Consider the following 26022-nt stretch of genomic DNA (forward strand, 5'->3'; position numbering starts at 1 on the left):
GCGGTGTGTCAGGCTCAGAACCGTGACTGACATACCGCCATCGGGAGCAAGCCCCCTCCCACAGTAACCGCGTTAAGCCTTAACTGACTGGCATTTGGGCTTACCCCGCTCGCTACATGGCGGCCACCAGGCTGCTGATGAACGCGGCGCTGTCGATGATGCCGTCATGGTCGGTATCGATCATCACCGAACGCTCGATGCGCCCCTGGCCGATCACCGTCGCCATGTTCTGCTCGATCAGGTCCTTGAAGCGCCCTGCCCGGCTCATGGACGCCCACCAGCAACTCACGGGGGCCTTGATCGGCTTGAAGTCGGATGCCGTCATGCGTTCGCTCAAGGCCCGGTCAACCTCCCAGGATATCTGCGCTTCATTGCCATGCAACAACTCCTCCTTGATCGCCGTGAAGGCTTCGCCCAGGGTCTGTTCGGCCCAGGCGACGAACACCGACCACTGCTGGTCCTCGGCCTCGCGCTGACACGCCTGCCAGGCGTCCTGGATCTGTTCGGCAAAGGCCGGGAACATCACCCCGAGCAAGGCCGCACGTCGCTCGTTGGCCGAGACCTCGCGATCATCCTGCGTCACCACCGCATCCCAATACGGCTTGAGCCATTGCGGCGGTGCCGAGTCGATCCAGCCGACAAACTCAACCTCGCGCCCGGCCTGCTCCAGGCCATAGGCGACTTCCATCGCCAGGTTGCCACCCAGCGACCAGCCTGCCAGGCGGAAGGCGCCCAAGGGCTGCGCCGCCAATAGTTGCGCCGTGTAATCCTCGACCATCGCCTGCCACGGCGGCACCGGCGTACCGGCTTCGGCCAGTGCGCGGCAGATCACCCCGAACACCGGACGCTGCTCCCTGAGTGCCAGGGCAATCGCGGTGTAGCAATGCACCGAGCCGAAGCTTGGGTGGAACATGAACAGCGGTGTGCCTTGCGTCTGGCTATTGAGCTTGACGATCAGCGAGCGACGCGTGTCGCCCTGCAAGCAGTTGACCTGGCCGCGCACGGTCGGGTTGAGCATCAGTTGGCTGATGGACAAATCGACCTCGCTGAGCTTGCGGATCCGCTCCTTGAGCATCAGCACCAACAACGAATGGCCGCCCAGCTCGAAGAAGTTGTCGTTCAGCCCAACCCGCTCCACACCCAGCACGTCGCTCCAGATCGCCGCCACCTGCTGCTCCAGCTCGGTCTGGGGCGCCTGATAGCGCTCGGCGCCCTGGGCCTGGGGCTTGGGCAAGGCCTTGCGATCCAGCTTGCCGTTGGGACTCAACGGCATCTGGCTCAGGACCACCCACTGCGCCGGCACCATGTAGTCCGGCAACTGCGCGCCCAGATGGGCCATGACCGCGCCCCTCCAGTCGTCCTCTGGCTGTTGCAGCACCACATAACCCACCAGGTAAGCCGCATCCACCGCCAGTACCGCCGCTTCACGAATACTCACGTGCTCCAGCAGGCGCGCCTCGATCTCACCCAGCTCGATCCGCAAGCCGCGCAGCTTCACCTGGTGGTCGATGCGCCCGGCGTATTCGATCACGCCGTCGTCGCGATAACGCGCCAGGTCACCGGTGCGATACAGCCGCTCGCCGCTGCCGAACGGGTCAGTCACAAAGCGCTCGGCGGTCAACCCCGGACGGCGGTGATAACCCCGCGCCAGGCCCTTGCCGCCCAGGTACAACTCGCCCAACACGCCCACCGGCGCCGGCTCCAGGTTGCCGTCCAGCACGTAGCAAGCGAGGTTGGCGATCGGTCGACCAATCGGGACGGCATCGCGACCCTCCTCCACACAGGTCCAGTGGGTCACGTCGATAGCCGCCTCGGTGGGGCCATACAGGTTGTACAACGCTGCATCCGGCAGCTTGGCAAACACTTGCTGCTGGGCATCCGCAGGCAAGGCTTCACCACTGCACACAATGCGTTGCAGGCTATGGCACGAGGTAACCGCCGCATCCTGCAGGAATGCCTGCAACATCGACGGCACGAAGTGCAGCGTGGTGATGGTCTCGGCATTGATCAACTTGACCAGCCGGGCCGGGTCACGGTGATCCCCCGGCGCCGCCACGACCAGGCGTGCGCCGGTCATTAACGGCCAGAAGAACTCCCACACCGACACGTCGAAGCTGAACGGGGTTTTCTGCAGCACACTGTCACTGGCATCCAGGCCATAGGCTTGCTGCATCCAGCACAACCGGTTGGTCAGGGCGTTGTGGCGATTGCCGGCGCCCTTGGGTTGGCCGGTGGAGCCGGAGGTGTAGATAACATAGGCAAGGTGTTCGCCATCGACCGCAATGCCTGGATTGTGCTCGGCATAGTCCGCCAGCCAGGCGTCATCCGGCTCCAGCACCAGGTGTTGTACGCCTTGGGGGATCGGCAGTTGCGCCAGCAGATGACGCTGGGTCAACAACAAGGCCACGCCGCTGTCTTCGAGCATGTAGGCCAGCCGGTCACGCGGGTATTCCGGGTCCAGCGGGACGTAGGCGCCGCCGGCCTTGAGCACCGCCAACAGGCCCACCACCATTTCCAACGAACGCTCCAGCGCCAGCCCGACCAGCACGTCCGGCCCGACACCCTCTGCGATCAAGCGATGGGCCAGGCGGTTGGCCCGCGCATTCAACTCGGCGTAGCTCAGGCACTGCCCGCCAAACGCCACGGCCGGCGCCTGCGGCGTACGCACCACCTGTGCCTCGATCCATTGATGCACCGGCTGATCCAGCGGATAACTCTCGGCCGTGGCGTTCCACCCCAGCAGCACCTGCTCGCGCTCCTCACGGGCCAGTGAAGGCAATGCACCAAGGCGCTGCGAGGCATCGCCGGCCAGTGCTTGCAGCAATTGCTGGAAGTGCTCGGCCAGGCGTTGAATGTGCGGTGCGCTGAAGCACTGGCGGTTGTAATTGAACTCCAGGCCCAAGGTCTCGCCAATCGCCAGCAGCACGGTCAACGGATAGTGGGTCTGCTCCAGGCTGTGTACCGCACCAAAGCTCAGCCCCGACGGCGCGCTCTGCTCCAGCGCCTCGGACACCGGGTAGTTTTCGAACACCAGGATGCTGTCGAACAACGCCTCGCCGCCCAACCCGGCCCAGCGCTGGATGTCGAACAACGGCGTGTGCTCCTGCTCACGCAAGCGCACGTTCTGTGCCTGCACCTGTTGCAGCCACTGGCTGACCGTCCATTGCGCATCCGGCGTCGCCACCACCGGCAGGGTGTTGATGAACAAGCCGACTTGCTGCTCGATGCCGCGCAGTTCCGCCGGGCGCCCGGCCACGGTGGCACCGAAGGCGACCGTGGCCTGCCCGGTGTGATGCTGCAGCAGCAATAGCCAAGCGCCTTGCACCAAGGTATTGAGCGTCACTTTGTTGCGCTGGGCGAAGGTTTTCAGCTGTTCGGTTTGCGCGGCATCCAGGCTCAGGCGGTACTCGCCGTTGGCCCCAGGTTGCGCGTCGCGCACCTCACGGGCCAGGCGGGTTGGCTCACGCAGGTTTGCCAGCTGGTCTTTCCAGAACGCTTCGCTGACCGCCTTGTCCTGCGCCTGCAACCAGGCGATATAGTCGCGGTAACGCCCGGTCGGCGCCGGCAACGCTTCACCGGCGTACTGCTGCAACACTTCGCCGAACAGCTGCGAACCGCTCCAGCCGTCCATCAGCATATGGTGGTTGGTGTAGATCAGGTGATAACTCGACGCTGCGGTACGCACCACCGACAAGCTCAACAACGGCGCCTGCTCCAGCACAAAACCCTGGGTCCTGGCGGCCTGCGCCCTGTCATCCAGCGCCTGGGCGCTATCTGCCCGCTCGCGCCAATCGAGTTCGGCAAACGGCAGGCGGGCCTGTTTGTAGACCACCTGCAAGGGTTGCTCAAGCTCGGTCTGCCAGAGGAAACCACTGCGCAGGATCTCGTGACGGTCGACCGCCGCCTGCCACGCCTGGCGAAAACGCGGGACGTCCAGGCCCTGCACATCGATACGCATCTGGTTGATGTAATTCCCAGACCCTGCGCCATACAACGACTGGAACAACATGCCTTGCTGCATGGGCGACAGCGGATACAGGTCTTCGACCTCACTGACATTCAGCGGCAAGGCATCCAGTTGCGCTTGCGACAACCGCGCCAAGGGGAAGTCCGATGGCGTCACGCCCCGGCTGGCCGGCTCGCAACAGTGATCAATCAGCGCCTTGAGTTGCGCGGCGTAATCGTCGGCCAGTTGCTGCACGGTGGCTTCGTCAAACATGGCCTGGCTGAAACTCCAGTTCAACTTCAGCTCGCCGCCGTAGACCTGGCCGTTGATCTCCAGCCAGTTGCCCAGGGGTGCATCGGGGCTTTGCTCGGCACCGCTGGCGTCACCGGAGGGCGCGAACAGCCCCTCTTGCTCGCCGCTGTCGAAACTGGCGTCGAACTGCCCCAGGTAGTTGAAGGTAATGCGTGGGCGCGGCAAGGCGGCCAGCGCCTGTTGTGCCTCGGGATTGCCCAGATAGCGCAGCGCGCCGAACCCCAGGCCCTTGTCGGGCACCGCGCGCAGTTGCTCCTTGATCTGTTTGAGGGACGCGGCCAGGGAGTCCGCCGGCACCAGTTGCAGCGGATAGAGGCTGGTGAACCAACCGACCGTACGGGTCAGGTCGATCTCGTCGAACAGGTCTTCGCGCCCATGGCCCTCCAGGCGGATCAACATCGACGCCTCACCCGTCCAGCGCACGATGACTCGGGCCAGGGCCGTCAGCAGCAGGTCGTTGATCTGGGTCCGGTAGGCACTCGGCGCGTCTTGCAACAAACGACGGGTATCGCTCGCGTCCAGTTGGGTGCTCACGCTCAACGCCAGGCGGTTGCTCAAGCTGGCGTGCGGGTCAGCCACCGGCAAATCGGTCGGGCTGCCCTGCAATTGCGCTTGCCACCAGCTCAGCTCCTGCTCCAGCGCCGCGCTGCGCGCATAGGTTTGCAGGCGTTCGGCCCAGGCGCGGGTGGCGCTGGTCTTGGCCGGCAAGACCACTGGGGCACCTTGGGCGAGCTGCTGATAAGCGCGTTGCAGGTCTTCCAGCAGGATGCGCCAGGACACGCCGTCCACCACCAAATGGTGGATCACCAGCAGCAAACGCTGGGAGCCGTCGGGCAACTGCGCCAGCACCGCACGCAACAAGGGGCCGGCTGCCAGATCAAGGCTGCGCTGGGCTTCGTCACCCAGGGCGTCGAGCTCCTCGACCTGGTGCAGCGACGTCTGCCACAACAGCTGGTCCGCCTGATGCAGTTGCGGCCCGCGATACGTCGCGCTCCAACCCGCCGCGCCCTCGACGAATGCCGTGCGCAGGGCATCGTGGTGCACGATCAGCGCCTGCAAGGCCGCGACCAGCAGCGACGCCTGCAACGGCTGGTGGGGCTGCAGCACCACGGACTGGTTCCAGTGGTGACGCTGGGGGATCTCATCGGCAAAAAACGCCTGCTGCACCGGCAGCAGCAACAACGCGCCGGTCTGCGCCGATTGGTCCAACTGCACCGCGCCCTCGCCTTCACGGGCCACGGCAGCCAGGCTCTGCACGGTCTGGTGCTGGAACAGGTCCTTGGGCGTGAACCGCACACCGGCCTGACGCGCGCGGCTGACCACCTGGATCGAAATGATCGAGTCACCGCCCAGTTCGAAGAAGTTGTCGTGCAGCCCCACCTGCGGCAAGCGCAGCACATCGGCCCAGATCGCGGCGATCTGCTGCTCCAGCTTGCTCTGGGGCGCCACATACACCTGCTGCAACTGGCTCACATCCGGCTTCGGCAAGCCCTTGCGGTCGAGTTTGCCGTTAGGTGTCAGCGGCATGCGTTCGAGGAACAGCAGATGCGTGGGCACCATGTAGTCCGGCAGGCGGGTTTTCAAGGCGCGACGCAGGGCTTCGCGGCCGTTGGACTGGGCCACGGCGTCGTCCAGCAGGGTCGGGTCCAGGGGCACCACATAGGCCACCAGTTGCTTGCCGGTCGGGCCGTCCTGCGCCACCACCACGGTTTCACCCACGCTGTCCTGCTCGCGCAGGCGCGCTTCGATTTCACCCAGTTCGATGCGGAAACCACGGATCTTCACCTGATGGTCGACACGCCCCAGGTAATCCACTACGCCGTCCGGGCGCCCTCGGGTCAGGTCACCGCTGCGGTACACGCGGCTACCAGGCTTGCCGAACGGGTCCGGCACAAAACGCTCGGCGGTCAGCGCCGGACGCTCCAGGTAACCCCGCGCCACGCCCTCGCCGCCCAGGTACAACTCACCGGCCACGCCGATGGGTTGCAGGTTCAACTGCGCATCGAGCACGTAGCCGCTGCGGTTGCCCAGCAGCGTGCCAATCGGCGCATACACCGCCCCGCACGGGTCGCCCTGGCGGGCTTTCCACAACAGCGGCGTGACCACGGTTTCCGTCGGGCCGTAGCCATTGAACAGGTAGGTCGGGCGCAGTGCGCGCCAGGCCAGGTCATAGCTCGCCTGGGCCACCGCATCACCGCCGAAGCAATACACGCGCACGGCCGGAGGGTTGCCGTCACGTTCGGCATGCTCGGCCAGCTGTTGCAGGTACACCGGCGGGAATACCGCCATGGTCACCTTGTGACGGTGCATCTGTTCGTAGGTGTATTCCGGCAGCCATAGGCTGTCGTCGCGGATCAGCACGCTGGCGCCGTTGATCAGCGGGTGCATCCAGCCTTCGTGGGAGCCGTCGAAGGCGAAAGACATGAAATGCAGCTCGCAATCGCTCGGCCCGGTTTCATAGCGTTCGCCGGTGGCGATGATGTGCGCCACCAACGGCCCATGGGACACCGCCACGCCCTTGGGCAGGCCGGTGGAGCCGGAGGTGTAGATCACATAGGCCAGGTTGTCGCCGTATAGCGTCACTTGCGGCGCACTGTCGCTGTAATCTGCCCACACCGACACCTCGTCGATCGCCAGGGCTCGCAAACCCTCGGGAATCGGCAAGCGTTGCTGCACCGCTGAATGGGTCAGCAACAGTTGGGAGCGGCTGTCCTGCATCATGTACAACAGGCGATCGCGTGGGTACTCGATATCCAGCGGCACATATACGCCACCGGCCTTGAGCACCCCCAGGAAGGCCACCATGATCTCGGCACTGCGCGGCATGGCGATGGCCACGCGCACTTCCGGGCCGACACCACGGGCGATCAGCGCATGGGCCAGGCGGTTGGCCTGGCGGTCGAGTTCGCCATAACTCAGGGTGTGGGTATCGAACTTCACTGCGACGGCGTCGGGGTTCTCCCGGGCGCGGTCGGCGAACAGCTGATGCACCAGGCGCTCGGCCGAGAAGCCGGAATCAGCGCAGTTCCAGCGTTCGAGAATCTGCTGTTGCTCGGCAGCATCCAGCAACGGCAGTTGGCTCAGGGGTTGTGCAGGGTTGGCGACCATGCCTTGCAACAGGTTCTGCCAATGCCGGGCCATGCGTTGCACGGTGGCGGCTTCGAACAGGTCCTGGGCGTACCCCAAGGTCGCCCAGATACCTTCGGTAGACTCCTGGATATCGAGGTCCAGATCAAAGTGGGCGGTCTTGCTTTCCCACTCCAGGCCTTCAACCCGCAGGCGTGGCAGTTGCTGCTGCACCTGCGCCTGGCCGACATCGGTCTGGTGGTTGAACATCACCTGGAACAGCGGGTTGTGGCTAAGGCTGCGCTCCGGCTGCAGGGCTTCGACCAGTTGCTCGAACGGCAAATCCTGATGCGACTGGGCCTCCAACGCCCGCTGGCGGGTATGTTGCAGCAACTGCTCGACACTCATCTGGCCGTGCAGGTCGGCCTTGAGCACCTGGGTGTTGACGAAGAAACCGATCAGGCGTTCGGTCTCGCTGCGGTTGCGGTTGGCGATCGGTACGCCGACGCGAATCTCTTCCTGGCCACTGTAGCGGTGCAACAGGGTCTGGAACGACGCCAGCAACAGCATGAACAGCGTGACGCCTTGTTGCTGGGCCAATGCCTTGAGCTCAACCGTCAACGCCGGCGCCAGTTCGATAGCCAGGCGCGCACCGCGATGGCTTTGCACGGCCGGGCGCGGGTGGTCGAACGGCAACTCCAGCACGCTTTGCTCACCGCCGAGCACGTCGCGCCAGTACGCCAACTGACGCTGCTTCTCGCCGGCATCCATCCACTGGCGCTGCCACACGGCATAGTCGGCGTACTGAATCGGCAACGCCGGCAGTTGCAAGTCCTGGCCCTGGCTGTAAGCGGCATACAACTGCACCAGTTCCTCGACCATCAACTGCATCGACCAGCCATCGGAGACGATGTGATGCTGCACCAGCACCAACACATGTTCGTCCGCCGCCAGGCGCAACAAGGTCACGCGCAACAATGGGCCTTGTTGCAGATCGAACGGCTGGGCGATCTCTGCCTCGACCCGCGCCTTGAGCTGGGTTTCATCGATATCCACCCGGGTGATGGGCAACCTCGCAAACGCCTCGATCACCTGCACCGCGCCCGCAGGCTCCTGGCGGATATGGGTACGCAGGCTTTCGTGGCGGGCCAGCAGCGTGTCAAAGCTGCGTTGCAGCGCGGCGTGGTCCAACTGCCCGTGCAAACGCAGTGCGCTGGGGATGTGATAGGCCGCGCTGTGGGGCTCCAACTGCCAGAGAAACCACTGGCGTTCCTGGGCGTACGACAGCGGCAACGGCTGTTCGCGACCGGCCGGCAACAAGGCCGGAGCCGTTGGCGCGCTGTTGTCCTGGACCTGCATCGCGGCCACGAAAGCGTCCAGGCGCGGGTGTTCGAAGAGCGCCTTGAGCGGCACTTCCAGGCCCAGTGCCTGGCGAATACGCGATACCACCTGCATTGCCAGCAGCGAATGCCCGCCCAGTTCAAAGAAGTGCTGGTTCAAACCGACCCGCTCGACACCCAGGATATCCGCCCAGATCGCCGCGACTTGCTGCTGCAACGCGCTGACCGGCGCCAGCCATGCCTGCTGCAGCGGGCTGCCGTCCGGCTTGGGCAGCGCCTGGCGGTCCAGCTTGCCGTTGGGGTTGAGGGGCATGCGGTCGAGGAAGATCAGGTGCGCGGGCACCATGTAGTCCGGCAGATGCTCACGCAGGGTCTGCATCAATAGCTCGCCCGCCGCCACGCGCTCGGCGTCGGACAATGGCTGCGTCGGCACCAGGTAGGCCAACAATTGGTTGTCGGCCGCCAGCAACAGCGCTTCGCGCACGCTGTCCTGGGCCAGCAGCAAGGCTTCGATCTCCCCCAGTTCAATACGGAAACCGCGGATTTTCACTTGGTGGTCGACACGCCCGACGTACTCGACCACACCGTCGGCGCGATAACGCGCCAGGTCGCCGCTGCGATACAGACGCTCGCCGGCGGCGCTGAACGGGTCGGCGACAAAGCGCTCGGCGGTCAGGCCCGGGCGCTGCAAATAGGCGCGGGCCAAACCGCTGACGCTGGCGATATACAGCTCGCCCACGGCCCCGGTCGGCAACAGGTTCAGGTCGCCGTCCAGCACATACAAGCCGCGCCCAGGCAGTGCACGGCCAATCGGGCTGGCCGTGACGCCAACCACGCTGGCGGGGTCGGTGCAATCGAGCACGCTGGACACCACCGTGGCTTCGGTCGGCCCGTAGGTGTTGAGCAGGCGCACATGGCCCAGCCCCGCCCGCTGCCACACCATCGGGCCATCCAGCGGCATGGCTTCGCCGCCGATATGGATCTGGCGCAACGCCCCATAGCTGCGTGGCCCGGCGGCCAGGCAATCGTGCAGGAACAGCTTCCAGTAGGCGGTCGGCAAGTCGGCCAGGGTGATGCCCTGGGCGATGATTTGCCGGTACAACTCGGCGCCGTCCCACAGCTGCGGCCCGCGCAGAATCACGCTGGCACCCAGGGTCAGCGCCGGGTACAGCTGCTCGACGAAACCATCGAAGTTCAGGGTCGCGAACTGCAACACCCGATCACTCGGGACCAGGCGTGAATAATGCGCCGCGATACCGGCGAACTCACTCAAGGCGGCATGGTTGATGGCAACGCCCTTGGGTTTGCCGGTGGAGCCGGAGGTGTAGATCACATAGGCCAGGCTCTGCGGTTCAAAAGCCCGTTGCGGATTCTCGTCGCTGTACTGCGCCAATGCGCTGTCGGCAAGGTCAAGGTCCAACGCCGCCAGCCCCGCCGGCAACGGCAGGCGCGGGCGCAAGTGGGACTGGGTGAGCACCCGTTGCGCGGCGCTGTCTTCGAGCATGTGCACCAAGCGTTCGCGGGGATACTGCGGATCAAGTGGCACATAGGCCCCGCCGGCCTTGAGCACCGCCAGCAGGCTGACCACCATCGCAAAGGAGCGCTCGACGGCAACGCCCACCAACACTTCCGGGCCGACACCCTGGGCGATCAGGTAGTGCGCGAGACGGTTGGCCTGCCGGTTCAATTCGCCATAGCTGATGACCTGGTCATCCAGTACCAGCGCCGGATGCTCGGGTTGAGCCTGGGCCTGGGCCTCGAACCGATGATGCACCGCCTCGGGTTCGGCGGCCGTCGCCGGGGCATTCCAGTCGTGCAGCAGCGCGTGGGTTTGCGCGGTGCTCAGCATGGCCAGTTCCGCGAGACGGCAGTGAGGCGTGCTGACGATCGCCGCCAGCAGGTTCTGCCAATGTTCGGCCAGGCGCGTGATCGTCGCGGCGTCGAACAAGTCGGTGGCATAGGTCAGCGCCGCCCAGAACCCTTCGGCGGACTCATGAGTGTCCAGGCTCAGGTCGAAGTGGGTGGTGTGGTTGTCCCAGTCCAGCTCCACCACGTGCAGGCCCGGCAGTTGCTGGCCGTCGCGACCGCCCTGGGCGTCGGTCTGATGGTTGAACATCACCTGGAACAACGGGTTATGGCTCAGGCTGCGTTCCGGCTGCAAGGCCACCACCAGTTGCTCGAATGGCAGGTCCTGGTGGGCCTGGGCTTCGAGGGCGCGGCGTTTGGTCTGTTGCAGCAGCTCGGCGAAGGTTATCTGCCCGTCAAGGTCGGCCTTGAGCACTTGGGTATTGACGAAAAAGCCGATCAGCCGCTCGGTCTCGACGCGGTTACGGTTGGCAATCGGCACGCCGATACGGATATCCGACTGCCCGCTGTAGCGATAGAGCAAGGTCTGGAACGACGCCAGCAGCAGCATGAACGGCGTCACGCCCTCTTGCTGCGCCAGGCGTTTGAGGCCCGCGACCAGCGCCGCAGGCAGGTGCACTTGCAGGCTCGCACCGCGATGGCTTTGCTGGGCCGGGCGCGGGCGGTCCAGGGGCAGTTCCAGCACCGGTTGTTCGCCGCCCAACAGCGTCTGCCAGTACGCCAATTGGCGCGCACGCTCCCCCGCCTCCATCCAGCCGCGTTGCCACAGGGCGTAGTCGGCGTACTGGATCGGCAGCGCCGGCAATTGCCGCTCAGTGCCCTGGCTGAAGGCCGCGTAGAGTTGCACCAGCTCCTCGACCATCACCTGCATCGACCAGCCATCGGAGACGATATGGTGCTGCACCATCACCAGCACGTGTTCGTCTTCAGCCAACTGCAACAGGGTCACCCGCAACAGCGGCGCCTGGTGCAGATCGAACGGCCGCGCGACTTCCGCTTCCACGAAGGCCAGCAACTGCGCTTCTTCAATGCACGCCTGATGGATCTCGACCTGCGCCTCGGGCAGCACCGTTTGCAGCACCTGCTCGCCCTGCTCGACCAATCGGGTGCGCAGGCTTTCGTGACGGGCCAGCAGGCTGTCGAAGCTGCGCTGCAGTGCCGTCAGGTCCAGGCGCCCCTGCAAACGCAGGGCACCGGGGATGTGGTAGGTGGCGCTCTCTGGGTCCAGTTGCCAGAGAAACCACTGGCGCTCCTGGGCGTAAGACAACGGCAGCACTTCGGCATCGTGCCGCGTGGGGGCAATCGGCAGTTGAGCGAAACTCATGCCACGGCTTTGCAAGCGCTGGTAGAACTGCTGGCGCTGCTCCAGAGGCAAGCGAAGAAAGCGCGACACCAGGTCGATATTGGGGTTGGAAAGCATGGTTCAAATCGCCTCTAGTTCGCTCAAAAAGTCACGTAGATCATCAAAATCTTCCGCACTGCCGGCGCGGAAGGTGGCTGCAGCCTGCACGTAGCTGCGCAGCGATTCGGTCTGGAACAGTTCCACCAGCGGCACCTCCAGGCCCAGTTCGGCCTGGACCCTCGAGGTGATCTGGATCGCCAGCAAGGAGTGGCCGCCGACTTCGAAGAAGTTGTCGTTCAAGCCCACCTGCGGCAGGCGCAGTACCTCGGCCCAGATCGCGGCGATCTGTTGCTCCAGTTCGCTCTCAGGTGCCACGTACTGCTGTTGCAGCAGGCTTGCGTCCGGCTCGGGCAGGCCCTTGCGGTCGAGCTTGCCGTTGGGCGTCAGCGGCATCTGGGCCAGGAACATGAAGTGCGCAGGCACCATGTAATCCGGCAGGCGGGCTTTCAGGGCGCGGCGCAAGGCGTCACGGAACTCGGCCTGATTGCTCAGGCCGGCATCGGCCGGCACGACATACGCCACCAACTGCTTGCCGGTCGGGCCGTCCTGGGCCACCACCACGGTTTCACCCACGCTGTCCTGCTCGCGCAGGCGCGCTTCGATTTCACCCAGTTCGATGCGGAAACCACGGATCTTCACCTGATGGTCGACACGCCCCAGGTAATCCACTACGCCGTCCGGGCGCCCTCGGGTCAGGTCACCGCTGCGGTACACGCGGCTACCGGGCTTGCCGAACGGGTCCGGCACAAAACGCTCGGCGGTCAACGCCGGACGCTCCAGGTAACCCCGCGCCACGCCCTCGCCGCCCAGGTACAACTCACCGGCCACACCGATGGGTTGCAGGTTCAACTGCGCATCGAGCACGTAGCCGCTGCGGTTGCCCAGCAGCGTGCCGATCGGCGCATACACCGCCCCGCATGGGTCGCCCTGGCGGGCTTTCCACAGCAGCGGCGTGACCACGGTTTCCGTCGGGCCGTAGCCATTGAACAGGTAGGTCGGGCGCAGTGCGCGCCAGACCAGGTCATAGCTCGCCTGCGCCACCGCATCACCGCCGAAGCAATACACACGCACGGCCGGCGGGTTGCCGTCACGCTCGGCATGTTCGGCCAGTTGTTGCAGGTACACCGGCGGGAATACCGCCATGGTCACCTTGTGACGGTGCATCTGCTCGTAGGTGTATTCCGGCAGCCACAGGCTGTCGTCGCGGATCAGCACACTGGCGCCGTTGATCAGCGGGTGCATCCAGCCTTCGTGGGAGCCGTCGAAGGCGAAGGACATGAAGTGCAATTCGCAATCGGTCGGCCCGGTTTCATAGCGCTCGCCGGTGGCGATGATGTGCGCCACCAACGGCCCGTGGGACACCGCCACGCCCTTGGGCAGGCCGGTGGAACCGGAGGTGTAGATCACGTAGGCCAGGTTGTCGCCGTCCAGCCTCACCTGCGGCGCGGTATCGCGGTAGTCGGCCCAGTCCTCGGTGCGATCGATCGCCAGGGTGTCCAGGCCATCGGGAACCGGCAGTTGCTGCAATGCCACGGTATGGCTCAGCAGCAGTTGCGCACGGCTGTCCTGCATCATGTACAGCAGGCGATCACGCGGGTACTCGATATCCAGCGGCACGTACACGCCACCGGCCTTGAGCACCGCCAGGAAGGCCACCATGATCTCGGCGCTGCGCGGCATGGCAATGGCCACACGCACTTCCGGCCCCACGCCACGGGCGATCAGCGCATGGGCCAGGCGGTTGGCCTGGCGGTCGAGTTCGCCATAACTCAGGGTGTGCGTATCGAACTTCACGGCGACGGCGTCGGGGTTCTCCCGGGCGCGGTCGGCGAACAACTCATGCACCAGGCGCTCGGCCGAGAAGCCGGAATCGGTGCAGTTCCAACGGTCGAGAATCTGCTGTTGCTCGGCAGCATCCAGCAACGGCAGTTGGCTGAGGGGTTGCGCAGGGTTGGCAACCATCCCTTGCAACAGGTTCTGCCAATGCCCGGCCATGCGTTCGATGGTGGCCGGGGCGAACAGGTCGGTGGCGTAACTCAGGGAGGCGCGCAGCGCCTGCTGGCTTTCTTCCACGTCCAGCGCCAGGTCGAACTGCGCGACGCCGTCCTCCCCGCTCAATACCTCGACGTGCAGGTCGACCAAGCGTTGCAAGTGGCTGTCCGCCGCAGTGACGCGGTGGTTGAACAGCACCTGGAACAACGGGCTCAGGCTGAAGCTGCGCTCCGGTTGCAGCGCTTGCACCAGTTGTTCGAACGGCAGGTCCTGATGGGCCTGGGCCTGCAGGGAGCGTTGGCGTACCTGGGCGAGCAATTGCTCCACGCTCATCTGCCCATGGAGATCGGCCTTGAGCACCTGGGTGTTGACGAAGAAACCGATCAACCCCTCGGTTTCGAGGCGGTTGCGGTTGGCGATGGGCACCCCGACGCGCACATCTTCCTGGCCGCTGTAGCGGTGCAGCAGCGCCTGGTAGGACGCCAGCAGCACCATCGGCAACGTCACCCCGGTGTTGTGCGCCAGTTGGCGCAACCCGGCCAATAACTCGGGCGCCAGCTCGATACCCAAGCGTGCCCCACGATGGCTGGGCAGCGCCGGGCGCGGGTGGTCGAACGGCAATTCCAGTACCGGCTGTTCACCGCCCAGTTGCTCGCGCCAGTAGGCCAGTTGACGCGCTTTCTCGCCGGCTTCCATCCATTGGCGTTGCCACACGGCATAGTCGGCGTACTGGATCGGCAGCGCCGGCAGCTGCGGCTGCTCACCCTGACTGAAGGCGGCGTACGACTGCACCAGTTCCTCGACCATCAGTTGCATCGACCAACCATCGGAGACGATGTGATGCTGCACCAGCACCAGCACCAGCACATGATCATCCTCGGCCAGACGCAACAACGTCACCCGCAGCAGCGGCCCGCGCAGCAGGTCGAAGGGCCGTGCGATCTCGTCCGCGACCCGCGCCTTGAGGTCGGCGTATTCGGTGTCGGCCAGGGCGATATCGATCACGCCGGTCGCTTCAATGACCTGCACCGTACCGCCGGCGTCCTGGTGCAAATGGGTGCGCAGGCTTTCGTGGCGGGCCAGCAAGCTGTCGAAGCTGCGTTGCAGTGCGTCCAGGTCCAGCGGGCCGTGCAGACGCAAAGCGCTGGGAATGTGGTAAGCCGCACTGTGCGGGTCCAGTTGCCAGAGGAACCATTGGCGCTCCTGGGCATAGGACAGCGGCAACGGCTGCGTGCGGTCGGCCTTGAGCAGCGCCGGTGCGGCGACGCCCTCCTCGCCCAGGGCACGTACGAAGTCACCCAGCAAGGGTTGTTCGAACAGGGTCTTGAGCGCCACTTCCAGGGCCAGTGCCTGCCGCACGCGCGACACCACCCGCGTGGCCAGCAGCGAATGCCCGCCCAGCTCGAAGAAGTGATCGTCGAGGCCGACCTGCGGCACGTCCAGCACCTCGGCCCAGATCGCCGCAACCTGTTGCTCCCTTGGGCTGACCGGCGCCACATGGCGTTGGCGCGCCAAACTCGCGTCCGGCTTGGGCAGCGCCTTGCGGTCGAGCTTGCCGTTGGGGGTCAACGGCAGGCTGTCGAGAAACAGCAGGTGCGCCGGCACCATGTAATCCGGCAGGCGCTCACGCAAGGCGGCTTTGTACGCCTCCTGCGTATCGGGCGCCGCGCTGACCAGATAAGCGATCAAGCGCTCGTTGTCGGCCAGCACCACGGCTTCACGCACACCCTGATGTTCGCGCAGGCAGGCTTCGATCTCGCCCAGTTCGATGCGGAAACCGCGCACCTTGACCTGATGGTCGACCCGGCCGATGTACTCCACTACGCCGTCGTCGCGGTAACGCGCCAGGTCGCCAGTGCGGTACAGGCGCTCGCCAGGGGCGCCGAAGGGGTTGGGCACGAAGCGTTCGGCGGTGAGTGCCGGCCGTGCGTGATAACCCCGCGCCAAGCCCACGCCGCCGATCAGCAACTCACCGGGGGCGCCCAACGGGCACGGGGTCATGCCGGCATTCAGGATGAACAGCGAGGTATTGGCGATCGGTCGTCCGACAAAAGGCTGCGCCTGAGACAGACGGTGGGCAGCCGACCAGATGGTGGTTTCCGTCGGGCCGTAGAGGTTCCATACCGGCCCTTGCAGGTCGAGCAGACACTGGGCCAGGTCCGTCGGCAGCGCCTCGCCGCCACACAGGCATTGGATACCGCGCAACAGCTCGGCGCGTGGGCTGTCGAGCAGCATGCGCCAGGTGGACGGCGTGGCTTGCAGCACACTGGCCGATTGCTGGTGAGCCAGATCGAGAATGGCTTCCGGGTCGAGGGCCATTGCCTGGTCGCTCAACAGTAGCGTGGCGCCGACCGTCAGCGGTACGTACAGCTCCAGGGCGAAGATGTCGAACGAGAACGTGGTCAGCGACAGCACGCGCGCCTGCGCATCGATGTGCAGGGTGTCGGCCATGCCGCTGGTAAAGCTGCACAACGCCTGGTGCCGCACCATCACGCCCTTGGGCTTGCCCGTGGAGCCGGAGGTGTAGATCACGTAAGCCAGGTGCTCCGGCACAACCTCAACCTGTGGGTTGTGTTCAGCGCCGTCGGCGGCGTCCACCTGCAACACCCGCAGACCTTGCGGCTGCGCCAGTTGCCCGAGCAGGTGCGGCTGGGTCAACAGCACCCGGGCACGGCTGTCTTCGAGCATGAAGGCCAGCCGGTCCGCCGGGAATTGCGGGTCCAGCGGCACGTAGGCGCCACCGGCCTTGAGCGTGGCCAGCAGGCTGACGATCATGTCGACCGAGCGTTCGACATGCACGGCCACCAGTACATCCGGACCGACGCCGGCGGCGATCAAACGGTGGGCCAGGCGATTGGCGCGTCGGTTGAGTTCGCCATAGCTCAGGGCCTGGTCATTGAATTGCAGCGCAACCGCGTGCGGCTGGGCCAGCGCTTGGGCTTCGAACAACTGATGCACGCAACGCTCACGCGGGTAAGCGCGGTCGCTACGGTTCCAATCGCTGATCAGTTGCTGCGATTGCGCCGTGCTGAGCATCGGCAGCTCATCCAGGGCCAGCGCCCCATCGCGCACCACGGCACGCAGCAGGTTTTGCCAGTGCTCGGCCAAGCGTTCCACGGTCGCCGCCTCAAACAGGTCGGTGGCGTAGGTCAGCGAGGCCCACAAACCGTCGGCCGACGCTTCGGTTTCCAGGTTCAGGTCGAACTGGGTGGTGTGCGCCGCCCAGTCCACCGGCTGCAGGTCCAGGCCGGGCAAATGCAGCGGCGCCGGACGCAGGTTGTCCTGGTGGTTGAACATCACCTGGAACAGCGGGTTATGGCTCAGGCTGCGCTCCGGTTGCAGCGCCTCCACCAATTGTTCGAAGGGCAAGTCCTGGTGCGCCTGGGCCTCCAGGGCCCGGCGCTTGACCTGGGCCAGCAACTGCTCGAAGGTCATGTGCCCGCTGAGGTCGGCTTGCAACACTTGGGTGTTGACGAAGAAACCGATCAGCCGCTCGGTTTCCAGGCGGTTACGGTTGGCGATCGGCACCCCGACGCGAATCTGCGACTGCCCGCTGTAGCGATGCAGCAAGGTCTGGAACGACGCCAGCAGCAACATGAACAAGGTCACGTCCTGGCGCTGGGCCAGGGCCTTGAGTTCGGCCAACAAGGCGCGGTCCAGCTCAATCGTGCAGCGTGCACCGCGATGGCTTTGCTGCGCCGGGCGCGGATGGTCCAGTGGCAATTCCAGCACCGCCTGTTCACCGCCCAGGCGCCCACGCCAGTAATCGAGCTGGCGCTGTTTTTCCCCGGCCGCCATCCAGTCGCGCTGCCACACGGCATAGTCGGCGTACTGGAGTGGCAACGCCGGCAGCGGAGCCTGGCCCTGATAGAGCGCCACCAGTTCGTCGATCATGACCTGCATCGACCAGCCGTCGGAGATGACGTGATGCTGGGTGATCACCAGCACGTGGTGCTCGGGCGCCACCACCAGCAGTTTGACGCGCATCAGCGGGCCGTTGCGCAGGTCGAACGGGCGCTGGATCTCTTGCGTTACGGCCTGCTCGACGCTGGAAGCGGCGACGTATTCGAGCTCGATGGAAGTCGTCTGGCGCGGTTGAATCACCTGCCAGGTCTGCTCGCCCTGCTCCACAAAAGTGGTGCGCAGCGGCTCATGACGCTGCACCAGTGTTTGAAAGGCCAGCTCCAACGCGGCGATGTCCAACGGGCCGCGCAGATGCAAGGCGCTCGGCACGTGATAAGCGGGGCTGGCCGGGTCCAATTGCCAGAGGAACCATTGGCGTTCCTGGGCAAAGGACAACGGCAGCGGTTGATCGCGCTTCACCGCCACCAGCGGCGGCGCGGTGTCGGCTTGCAGCCCCGCGCAGGCGGCCGCGAATGCTTGCAGGGTCGGCTGCTCGAACAGCGTGCGCAACGGCACTTCCAGCGAAAGGGCCTGGCGCACCCGCGAAATCACTTGGGTGGCCAGCAACGAATGGCCGCCGCGCTCGAAGAAATGGTCATCGAGCCCGACCTGTTCAACCTGCAACACGGCCTGCCAGATCGCCGCCAGTTGGATTTGCATGGCGCTGTGGGGGGCGACGTAGGCGTGCTGCATCCGGTTCAGGTCCGGCAGTGGCAATGCGCGACGGTCGAGCTTGCCGTTGTTGTTCAACGGCAAGGCGTCCAGCACCTGCCAATGGGTCGGCACCATGTAGTCCGGCAGGGATTGGCGCAGCGTGCTCGCCAGTGCCTGGGTGTCCAGTGTCTGCTCGCGGGCGGCAACGATGTAGGCCACCAATTGCGCGCCGGTGGCGCTCGGCTGGGCGATCACCGCCGCTTCACGCACCTGGGGCAGGGCTTGCAGGCTGGCTTCGATTTCGCCGATTTCGATACGGAAACCGCGAATCTTCACTTGATGGTCGATGCGCCCGACATACTCCAGGGCGCCTGCCGCGTTGTAACGGGCCAGGTCGCCACTGCGATAAAGCCGCGCACCGGGTACGGCAGAAAACGGGTCCGGCAGGAAACGTTCGGCAGTCAGCGCCGGGCGGTCGAAGTAACCCTGGGCCAGCCCGGCGTCGGCGCCGATGCACAGCTCGCCGACGCCATCGGTGGCCAGCAACTCAAAAGCGCTGTCGAGCACATACAGCGAGCGGCCTGCAATCGCCTGTCCAATCGGCACACCGAACACCTCGCTGGCATCGGCCAGTTGGCAGTCATGCACGCTGGACACCACGGTGGCTTCGGTCGGCCCGTAGGTATTGACCAGCCGCACGCCGCCCAACCCTGCCGCATGCCAGGCACGCAAGCCTTCCACCGACATGGCTTCACCGCCCACATGCACTTGGCGCAGGTTACCCAGTGGCTTGCGGTCGACGGCGCATTCCTTGGCCAGCAAGTACCAGTAGGCCGCCGGCAAGTCGGCCAGGGTCACGCCTTGCTCGACGATTTCCCGCGCCAGTTGCCCGGCATCCCACAGTTCATCGCCACGCATGATCAGCGCCGCACCGGCACACAGTGGCGGGTAGCACTGTTCGACAAAGCCGTCGAAACTGAACGTGGCAAATTGCAGTACACGATCCTCGGCGGTCAGGCGGCTGTAGCGTTCAGCGCTGTCGCAGAACTGGCCGAGGGCCGCGTGGTCGATGGCCACGCCCTTAGGCTGGCCGGTGGAGCCGGAGGTATAGATCACGTAGGCCAGATCAGCCGCGGCTGCCCGATTGAGCGGGTTGCTGGCGGGGTAGCCGGCCGACTCGTCGCCGCTGGCGGTGAACGCCACACGGGCCAGCCCCGGGGGCAGCGGCAGGTCGTTGAGCAACCCGGTTTCGCATAGCAGCAGATCAAGGCGACTGTCAGCCAGCATGTAGGCCAGGCGTTCGGCCGGGTAGTTCGGGTCCAGGGGCACATAGGCCGCGCCGCTCTTGAGCACCGCCAGCAGGCTGACGATCAATTGCGGGCCGCGCCGTGCCGCCAGCCCTACCCGCCGGCCCGGGCCTGCGCCCTGCTCCAGCAAATGGTGGGCGAGGCGGTTGGCGCGTGCGTTGAGTTGGGCATAGCTCAAACGCACATCACCGGCCTGCACCGCCAAGGCATCCGGGGTAGCCTGGGCCTGAGCGGCAATGCGCTCATGGACCCGCGTGTGCCGCTGGGCAGCGGCGGCGCACTGGCTGAGTGCAAGCACGTCGCGCTGCGCGCTGGCGTCCAGCAGTTGCAGGGTGCCAAGCGGCGCACGGGCGTCGGCGAGCATCTGCGTCAACAGGTGCTGCAGGTTGGCGCTCAACCGTGCGACTTGCGGCGCGCTGAAACGCGCGCAGTCGTAGCTGAACTCCAGGCGCAGGCTGGCGCCCAGCTCGATGCCCAGGGTCAGTGGGTAATGGGTGTGTTCATGGTTGTGCAACGGGCCGAAGCGCAGGCCGGCCGGTGCGCCCTGCTTCAAGGCTTCGGCCACCGGGAAGTTTTCAAACACCAGCAAGCTGTCGAACAGCGCAGCACCTGGTTGACCGGCCCAGCCCTGGATGTCGTAGAGCGGCACGTGTTCGTGCTCGCGCAGGCTGAGGTTCAGGGCTTGCAGCTCACCGAGCCAGTCGGCAACCGATTGTACCGGTGCAGCCGCGCTGATGATCGGCAAGGTGTTGATGAACAGGCCCAGTTGCTGTTCGATCCCCGGCAACGGTGCTGAACGTCCGGCCACGGTGGCGCCGAAGGCCACGCACACCTGGCCGGTGTAGCGTTGCAACAAGAGGCTCCAGGCGCCTTGCAACAGCGTGTTGAGGGTAACTTTGTGTTGACGGGCATAGGCCCCGAGACGTTGGGTGAACTCACTGCCAAGGGCCACGTGATGATCCGCCATGCCCACGCCATCGACCGGCGCACGCAGCGCGTCAGCCAACAAGGTCGGCGCTTGCAACGGCGCCAGGGCGGCTTTCCAGAACACTTCGCCCGACGCTTGCTGCTGCAGCCAACCCAGGTAATCGCGGAACTGCCCCAACGGGGCCGGCAGCGCCTGGCCGGCGTAATGGGCGAGGACTTCACTGAGCAACTGGGCGTTGCTCCAGCCATCCATAAGGATGTGGTGACTGGTGAACATCAGCTGCCAGGCCGTGCCTGCGCCGCGCACCAGCATCAGGCGAAACAGCGGCGCGCTGCTCAGCTCGAAGCCGCGCTCGCGCTCAGCCGCGGCCAGCGCGTCACAGTCGGCGTTTACATCTTCAATCACCTGCAATTGCAGGTCGACCTGACGCTGAATCACCTGGTGGGCGCTGTCCAGGCCCTGCCAATGGAAGCTGCTGCGCAGGATGTCGTGACGGTCCAGCACCGCCTGCCAGGCGCGGCCGAACCTGAGCAGATCCAGACCTTCGATGTCCAGGCGCAGCTGGTTGATGTAAGCCTGCCCCTCGGGCGCGTACAAGGTGTGGAAGAGCATGCCCTGCTGCATGGGCGACAGCGGATACAGATCGGCGATGGCCGGCCCGGCGACCGGCAGTGCGTCCAGTTGCGCCTGGGTCAGGCGTGCCAACGGGAAGTCCGACGGCGTGACCTGCCCTGCCGGCGTGGCGCAGCAGTGTTCGATCAAGCCCTTGAGTTCAGTGGCGTACTCGTCCGCCAGGTGCTGGATGGTCGAGGCCTGGAACATGTCGCGGCTGAAGCCCCATTGCAACGCCAGCTCGCCGCCAAACACCTGCCCTTCCACCGTCAGCCAGTTGGCCAGCGGCGCTTCGGGGTCCTGCGCCTGGCCACTGGTCTGGCTGGCCGGCACCCACAGCGTCGAGTCATCGAACTGGCGATCGAACTGCCCCAGATAGTTGAAGGTGATACGCGGCGCAGCGGCGCCGGCCAGGACCTCGCGCACCTCAGGGGCGCCCAGGTAGCGCAGCAGGCCGTAGCCCAAGCCCTTGTCGGGTACGGCGCGCAGCTGTTCCTTGACCGATTTGATCGCACTCGCCAGCTCACCCTCAGCCTGCAAACGCACGGGGAACAGGCTGGTGAACCAACCCACGGTGCGCGTCAGGTCGATATCGTCGAACAGGTCTTCACGCCCATGCCCCTCCAACTGGATCAACGCAGCGGGCTGGCCGCTCCAACGCCCGACCACGCGGGCCAGTGCGGTCAGCAGCAGGTCATTGACCTGGGTGCGATACGCCGCAGGCGCCTCTTGCAGCAGTTGGCGGGTATGTTCGGCATCCAGGCGGATTTCAATCTTGCTGCCCAGGCGATTTTGCAGGCCGCCATGGGGGTTGTCGCAGGGCAGCTCGGCGCCGACGGCCTGCGCCTGCCAGTACGGCAGTTGCGCATTGAGGCGTTGGGCATGATCTTGCGACTGTCGCGCCCACTGCTGGAAAGCACTGGTCTTGGCCGGCAGCGGTGCTACGCGGTAAGCCTGTTGCAGGTCTTCCAGCAGGATGCGCCACGACACGCCATCCACCACCAGGTGATGCACCACCAACAACAGGCGCTGGCTGCCATCGCCCAGGTTGACCAGGGCGGCGCGCAACAGCGGCCCGTGGCCCAGGTCGAGACTGCGCTGGGCTTCATCGCACAAGGCGGCCAGTTGAGTGTCATCGTCGGCTTGGGACTGCCACAACGCCGCCTCGCTGACCGGCGCCGCGTAGGCTTGCTGCCAGCCATCGGCATGCTGCACAAAACGCAGGCGCAGCGCGTCGTGATGGTTGATCACGTGCGTCAGCGCGGCCTCCAGACGCTCAGGCTCCAGCCGTTCACGCGGGGTCAGCAGCAACGACTGGTTCCAGTGGTGGCGCGCCGGGATCGCCTGCTCGAAAAAGCTCTGCTGCACCGGCGTCAGGACCACCTCGCCCGTGACCGGCCCCTGGTCGATCACGCTGGCATGCTCAAAGCTTGCCACCAAGGCCAGGCTGCGCACGCTCTGATACTGGAACAAGTCCCGTGGGCTGAGGCGAATGCCTGCCTGGCGTGCACGACTGACCACCTGGATGGAGATGATCGAATCGCCGCCCAGTTCGAAGAAGTTGTCGTCCAGGCCGACCTGCTCCAGGCCCAGCACGTCGCTCCAGATCGCCGCCAGGGCTTTTTGCAGCGCGCTTTCCGGCGCGATAAATGCCTGTTGCGGCGCGGCGTCCGACAGCGGCAAGGCTTTGCGATCCAGCTTGCCGTTGGCAGTCACCGGCAGTTTGGCCAGCACCATCAGGTGCGTCGGCACCATGTATTCCGGCAGGCTGCCGAGCAGCCACGCCTTGAGGTCGGCGGGTTCGGCGCTTTCCAGCACCAGGTAGCCGACCAACTGCTTGCCGCCCTGCACCAGCACCACGGCTTCGCGGACTGTGGGGTGCTGCAGCAGGCGGGCCTCGATTTCGCCCAGCTCAATGCGCAAACCGCGCAGTTTCACCTGATGATCGAGGCGGCCGAGGTATTCGATCACGCCGTCGGCACGCTGGCACACACGGTCGCCAGTTCGATACAAGCGCTCGCCGCGCAGGAACGGGCTCGGCACAAAGCGCTCGGCCGTCAGCGCCGGGCGCCGATGGTAACTGCGCGCCAGGCCGGTGCCGCCCAGGTACAGCTCACCCGCGACGCCGGCGGGCACCGGGTTGAGCTGGGCATCGAGCACGTAAGTGGCCAGGTTGGCGATCGGACGGCCGATCGGCACGCTGTCGGCGCCTTCGTCGACGCAGGTCCAATGGGTCACATCGATGGCCGCTTCGGTCGGACCATAGAGGTTGTACAACCCCACCCCCGACAACTTGGCGAACACTTGCGATTGCGCGTCCAGGGGCAAGGCTTCACCGCTGCACACAATGCGCTTGAGGCCCGTGCAGGCGTGCACGCCCGGCTCATGGATGAACGCCTGGAGCATCGAGGGCACGAAGTGCAAGGTGGTGATGGCGTACCGGCCGATGGTTTCGATCAGCCGCGCCGGCTCACGGTGCTCACCGGGAGCCGCGACCACCAGGCGTGCGCCGGTCATCAGCGGCCAGAAGAACTCCCACACCGAGACGTCGAAGCTGAACGGGGTTTTCTGCAGGACCGCGTCGCCCTCATCCAGGCCATAGGCGTGCTGCATCCAGCACAAGCGATTGACCAGCGCACGATGGCTGTTGCCGGCGCCCTTGGGTTTGCCGGTGGAACCGGAGGTATAGATCACGTAGGCCAGGTTCAACGCCTGGAGATCCACGGCCAGCGATTCGCGGCTGTAGCCGTCGAGCCAGCCGGCGGCCTGGTCCAGGGCAATCACCGGGACACCGGCGGCGGGCAACATCGGCAGCAGGTGTTGCTGACTGAGCAGCAGTGCGATGCCACTGTCTTCGATCATGTAGGCCAGGCGGTCCTGCGGGTATTCAGGGTCCAGCGGCACGTAGGCGCCCCCGGCCTTGAGGATCGCCAGCAACCCCACCACCATTTCGATGGAACGTTCGACGCAGATGCCGACCAGCACGTCCGGGCCGACGCCCTGTTCGCGCAAGGCATGGGCCAACGAGTTGGCACGGGCATCCAGCTCGGCGTAGCTCAAAGTGCTGGTACCAAACTGCAACGCCGGTGCGTGCGGCGTGCGCTGCACCTGGTCCTCGATCAACTGATGGATGCCGCGTTCGGTCGGGTAGGTCTCGACGGTCTGGTTCCATGCGTTCACCAGCACATGCTGCTCGTCGGCGGCCAGCATCGGCAGCTCGCCGATGCGTTGCTCACCATCGGCAGCCATGGCCTGCAGCAGGCTGATCCAGTGGCGCGCCATGCGCTCGATGGACGGCGCGTCGAACAGGTCGTTGGCGTAGGTCAGCGCGGCATGCAGGGTGCCGGACTTTTCAAAGGTGTCGAGGGTCAGGTCAAACTGGGTGGTACGCCCTTGCCACTCCACCAGCGCCAGTTCCAGGCCCGACGCGGTGCTGACGGCGGCGATATCCGCCACCAGCGGCTGGTGGTTGTACATGACTTGGAACAGCGGCGTATGGCTGAGGCTGCGCTCGACTTTCAACGCTTCCACCAGGCGCTCGAACGGCAATTCCTGATGAGCCTGGGCCTCCAGGGCGTGCTCCTTGATGCCTTGCAGCAACTCGGCAACACGGGTTTGCCCGGTGAGTTCGGTGCGCAGCACCTGGGTGTTGACGAAGAAACCGATCAGCCCCTCGACTTCGGTGCGGTTGCGATTGGCGATCGGCACGCCGACGCGAATATCGCCCTGCCCGGTGTAGCGATGCAGCAACACGTTGAACGCGCCGAGCAGCAGCATGAACAGGGTGACGTTATGGGTTTGCGCGCAACTGCGCAGTTGCGCGGCCAGTGCCGGGTCAATCGCGAAATTATGGCGGGTGCCCTGATAGCTGGGCATCGCCGGGCGTGGACGGTCGGTCGGCAACTCCAACACCGGATGCTCATCGCCCAGACGCGCCTGCCAGTACGCCAACTGACGCGCCTGCTCCCCCGCTTCCAGCCACCGGCGCTGCCACAGGGCGTAGTCGCTGTATTGGATCGGCAACGCCTGTAGCCGGGGCTGCTCATTGCGCTCATGGGCGTCGTAGCAGCGGATAAATTCGTCGATCAGCACGTTCATCGACCAACCGTCGGAGACGATATGGTGCAGGGTCAGCAGCAGGACATGCTCCTGCTCATCAAGCTTGAGCAGTTGCACGCGCAGCAGCGGGCCGTTCTCCAGGTCGAACGCCAGCAGCGATTGCCGGGTTGCCGCGTCGTTGACGGCCGGCTCGCGCGCATCAGCCGGCAATGTGCTGAGATCCACCTGTTCGATGACCAGCGATGGCACTTTGGCGACTTGCGCCAGGCGATCGTCCGCCTGGCGCTGGAACACCGTGCGCAAGGTTTCATGGCGCGCCACCAGGCTGGCGAAGGCTTGCTCCATCGCCAGCACATTCAGCGCACCCTTGAGCCGCACGGCACCGGGCAGGTTGTAGGCACCGCTTGCCGGGTCCAATTGCCAGAGAAACCACATGCGCTGCTGGGCGTAGGACAGCGCCTGGCGATCCTCCACTTCCACTCCTGCCGGAATCGGAAACCGGGAAAAATCCACGCCTTCTTTCTGCAGGGCCTGCAGGAACAATTGGCGTTTTTCCAGGGGCAGTCCGATAAACCGGCGAGCAAGTTTCAAGGAGTCTTCAGCATTCATTTCTTGGGGTCCGGAGCAATAGGCGG

The 26022-nt window shown here is 65.3% G+C and carries 2 protein-coding genes; both read right to left on the bottom strand.

All coding sequences use genetic code 11. The annotated features are described in order from the left end of the window. Positions 1-112: 112 nt before the first annotated feature. A complete protein-coding gene (locus tag ACQRBV_RS23880) occupies positions 113-11950 on the bottom strand; it encodes a non-ribosomal peptide synthase/polyketide synthase (RefSeq protein WP_411984598.1) in 11838 nt (3945 codons plus the stop codon). A gap of 3 nt (positions 11951-11953) precedes the next feature. Continuing rightward, entirely contained in the window at positions 11954-25996 is a 14043-nt protein-coding gene (locus ACQRBV_RS23885; RefSeq protein ID WP_411984599.1) for a non-ribosomal peptide synthase/polyketide synthase, read from the bottom strand. Positions 25997-26022 lie beyond the last annotated feature (26 nt).

This window comes from Pseudomonas sp. R11F (assembly GCF_050312575.1).
Taxonomy (GTDB): Bacteria; Pseudomonadota; Gammaproteobacteria; order Pseudomonadales; family Pseudomonadaceae; genus Aquipseudomonas; species Aquipseudomonas palleroniana.

Bases quoted from the DNA above. Each gene is read 5' to 3' on its own strand.
- ACQRBV_RS23880 (WP_411984598.1), bottom strand. From the start codon at position 11,950: ATGCTTTCCAACCCCAATATCGACCTGGTGTCGCGCTTTCTTCGCTTG.
- ACQRBV_RS23885 (WP_411984599.1), bottom strand. From the start codon at position 25,996: ATGAATGCTGAAGACTCCTTGAAACTTGCTCGCCGGTTTATCGGACTG.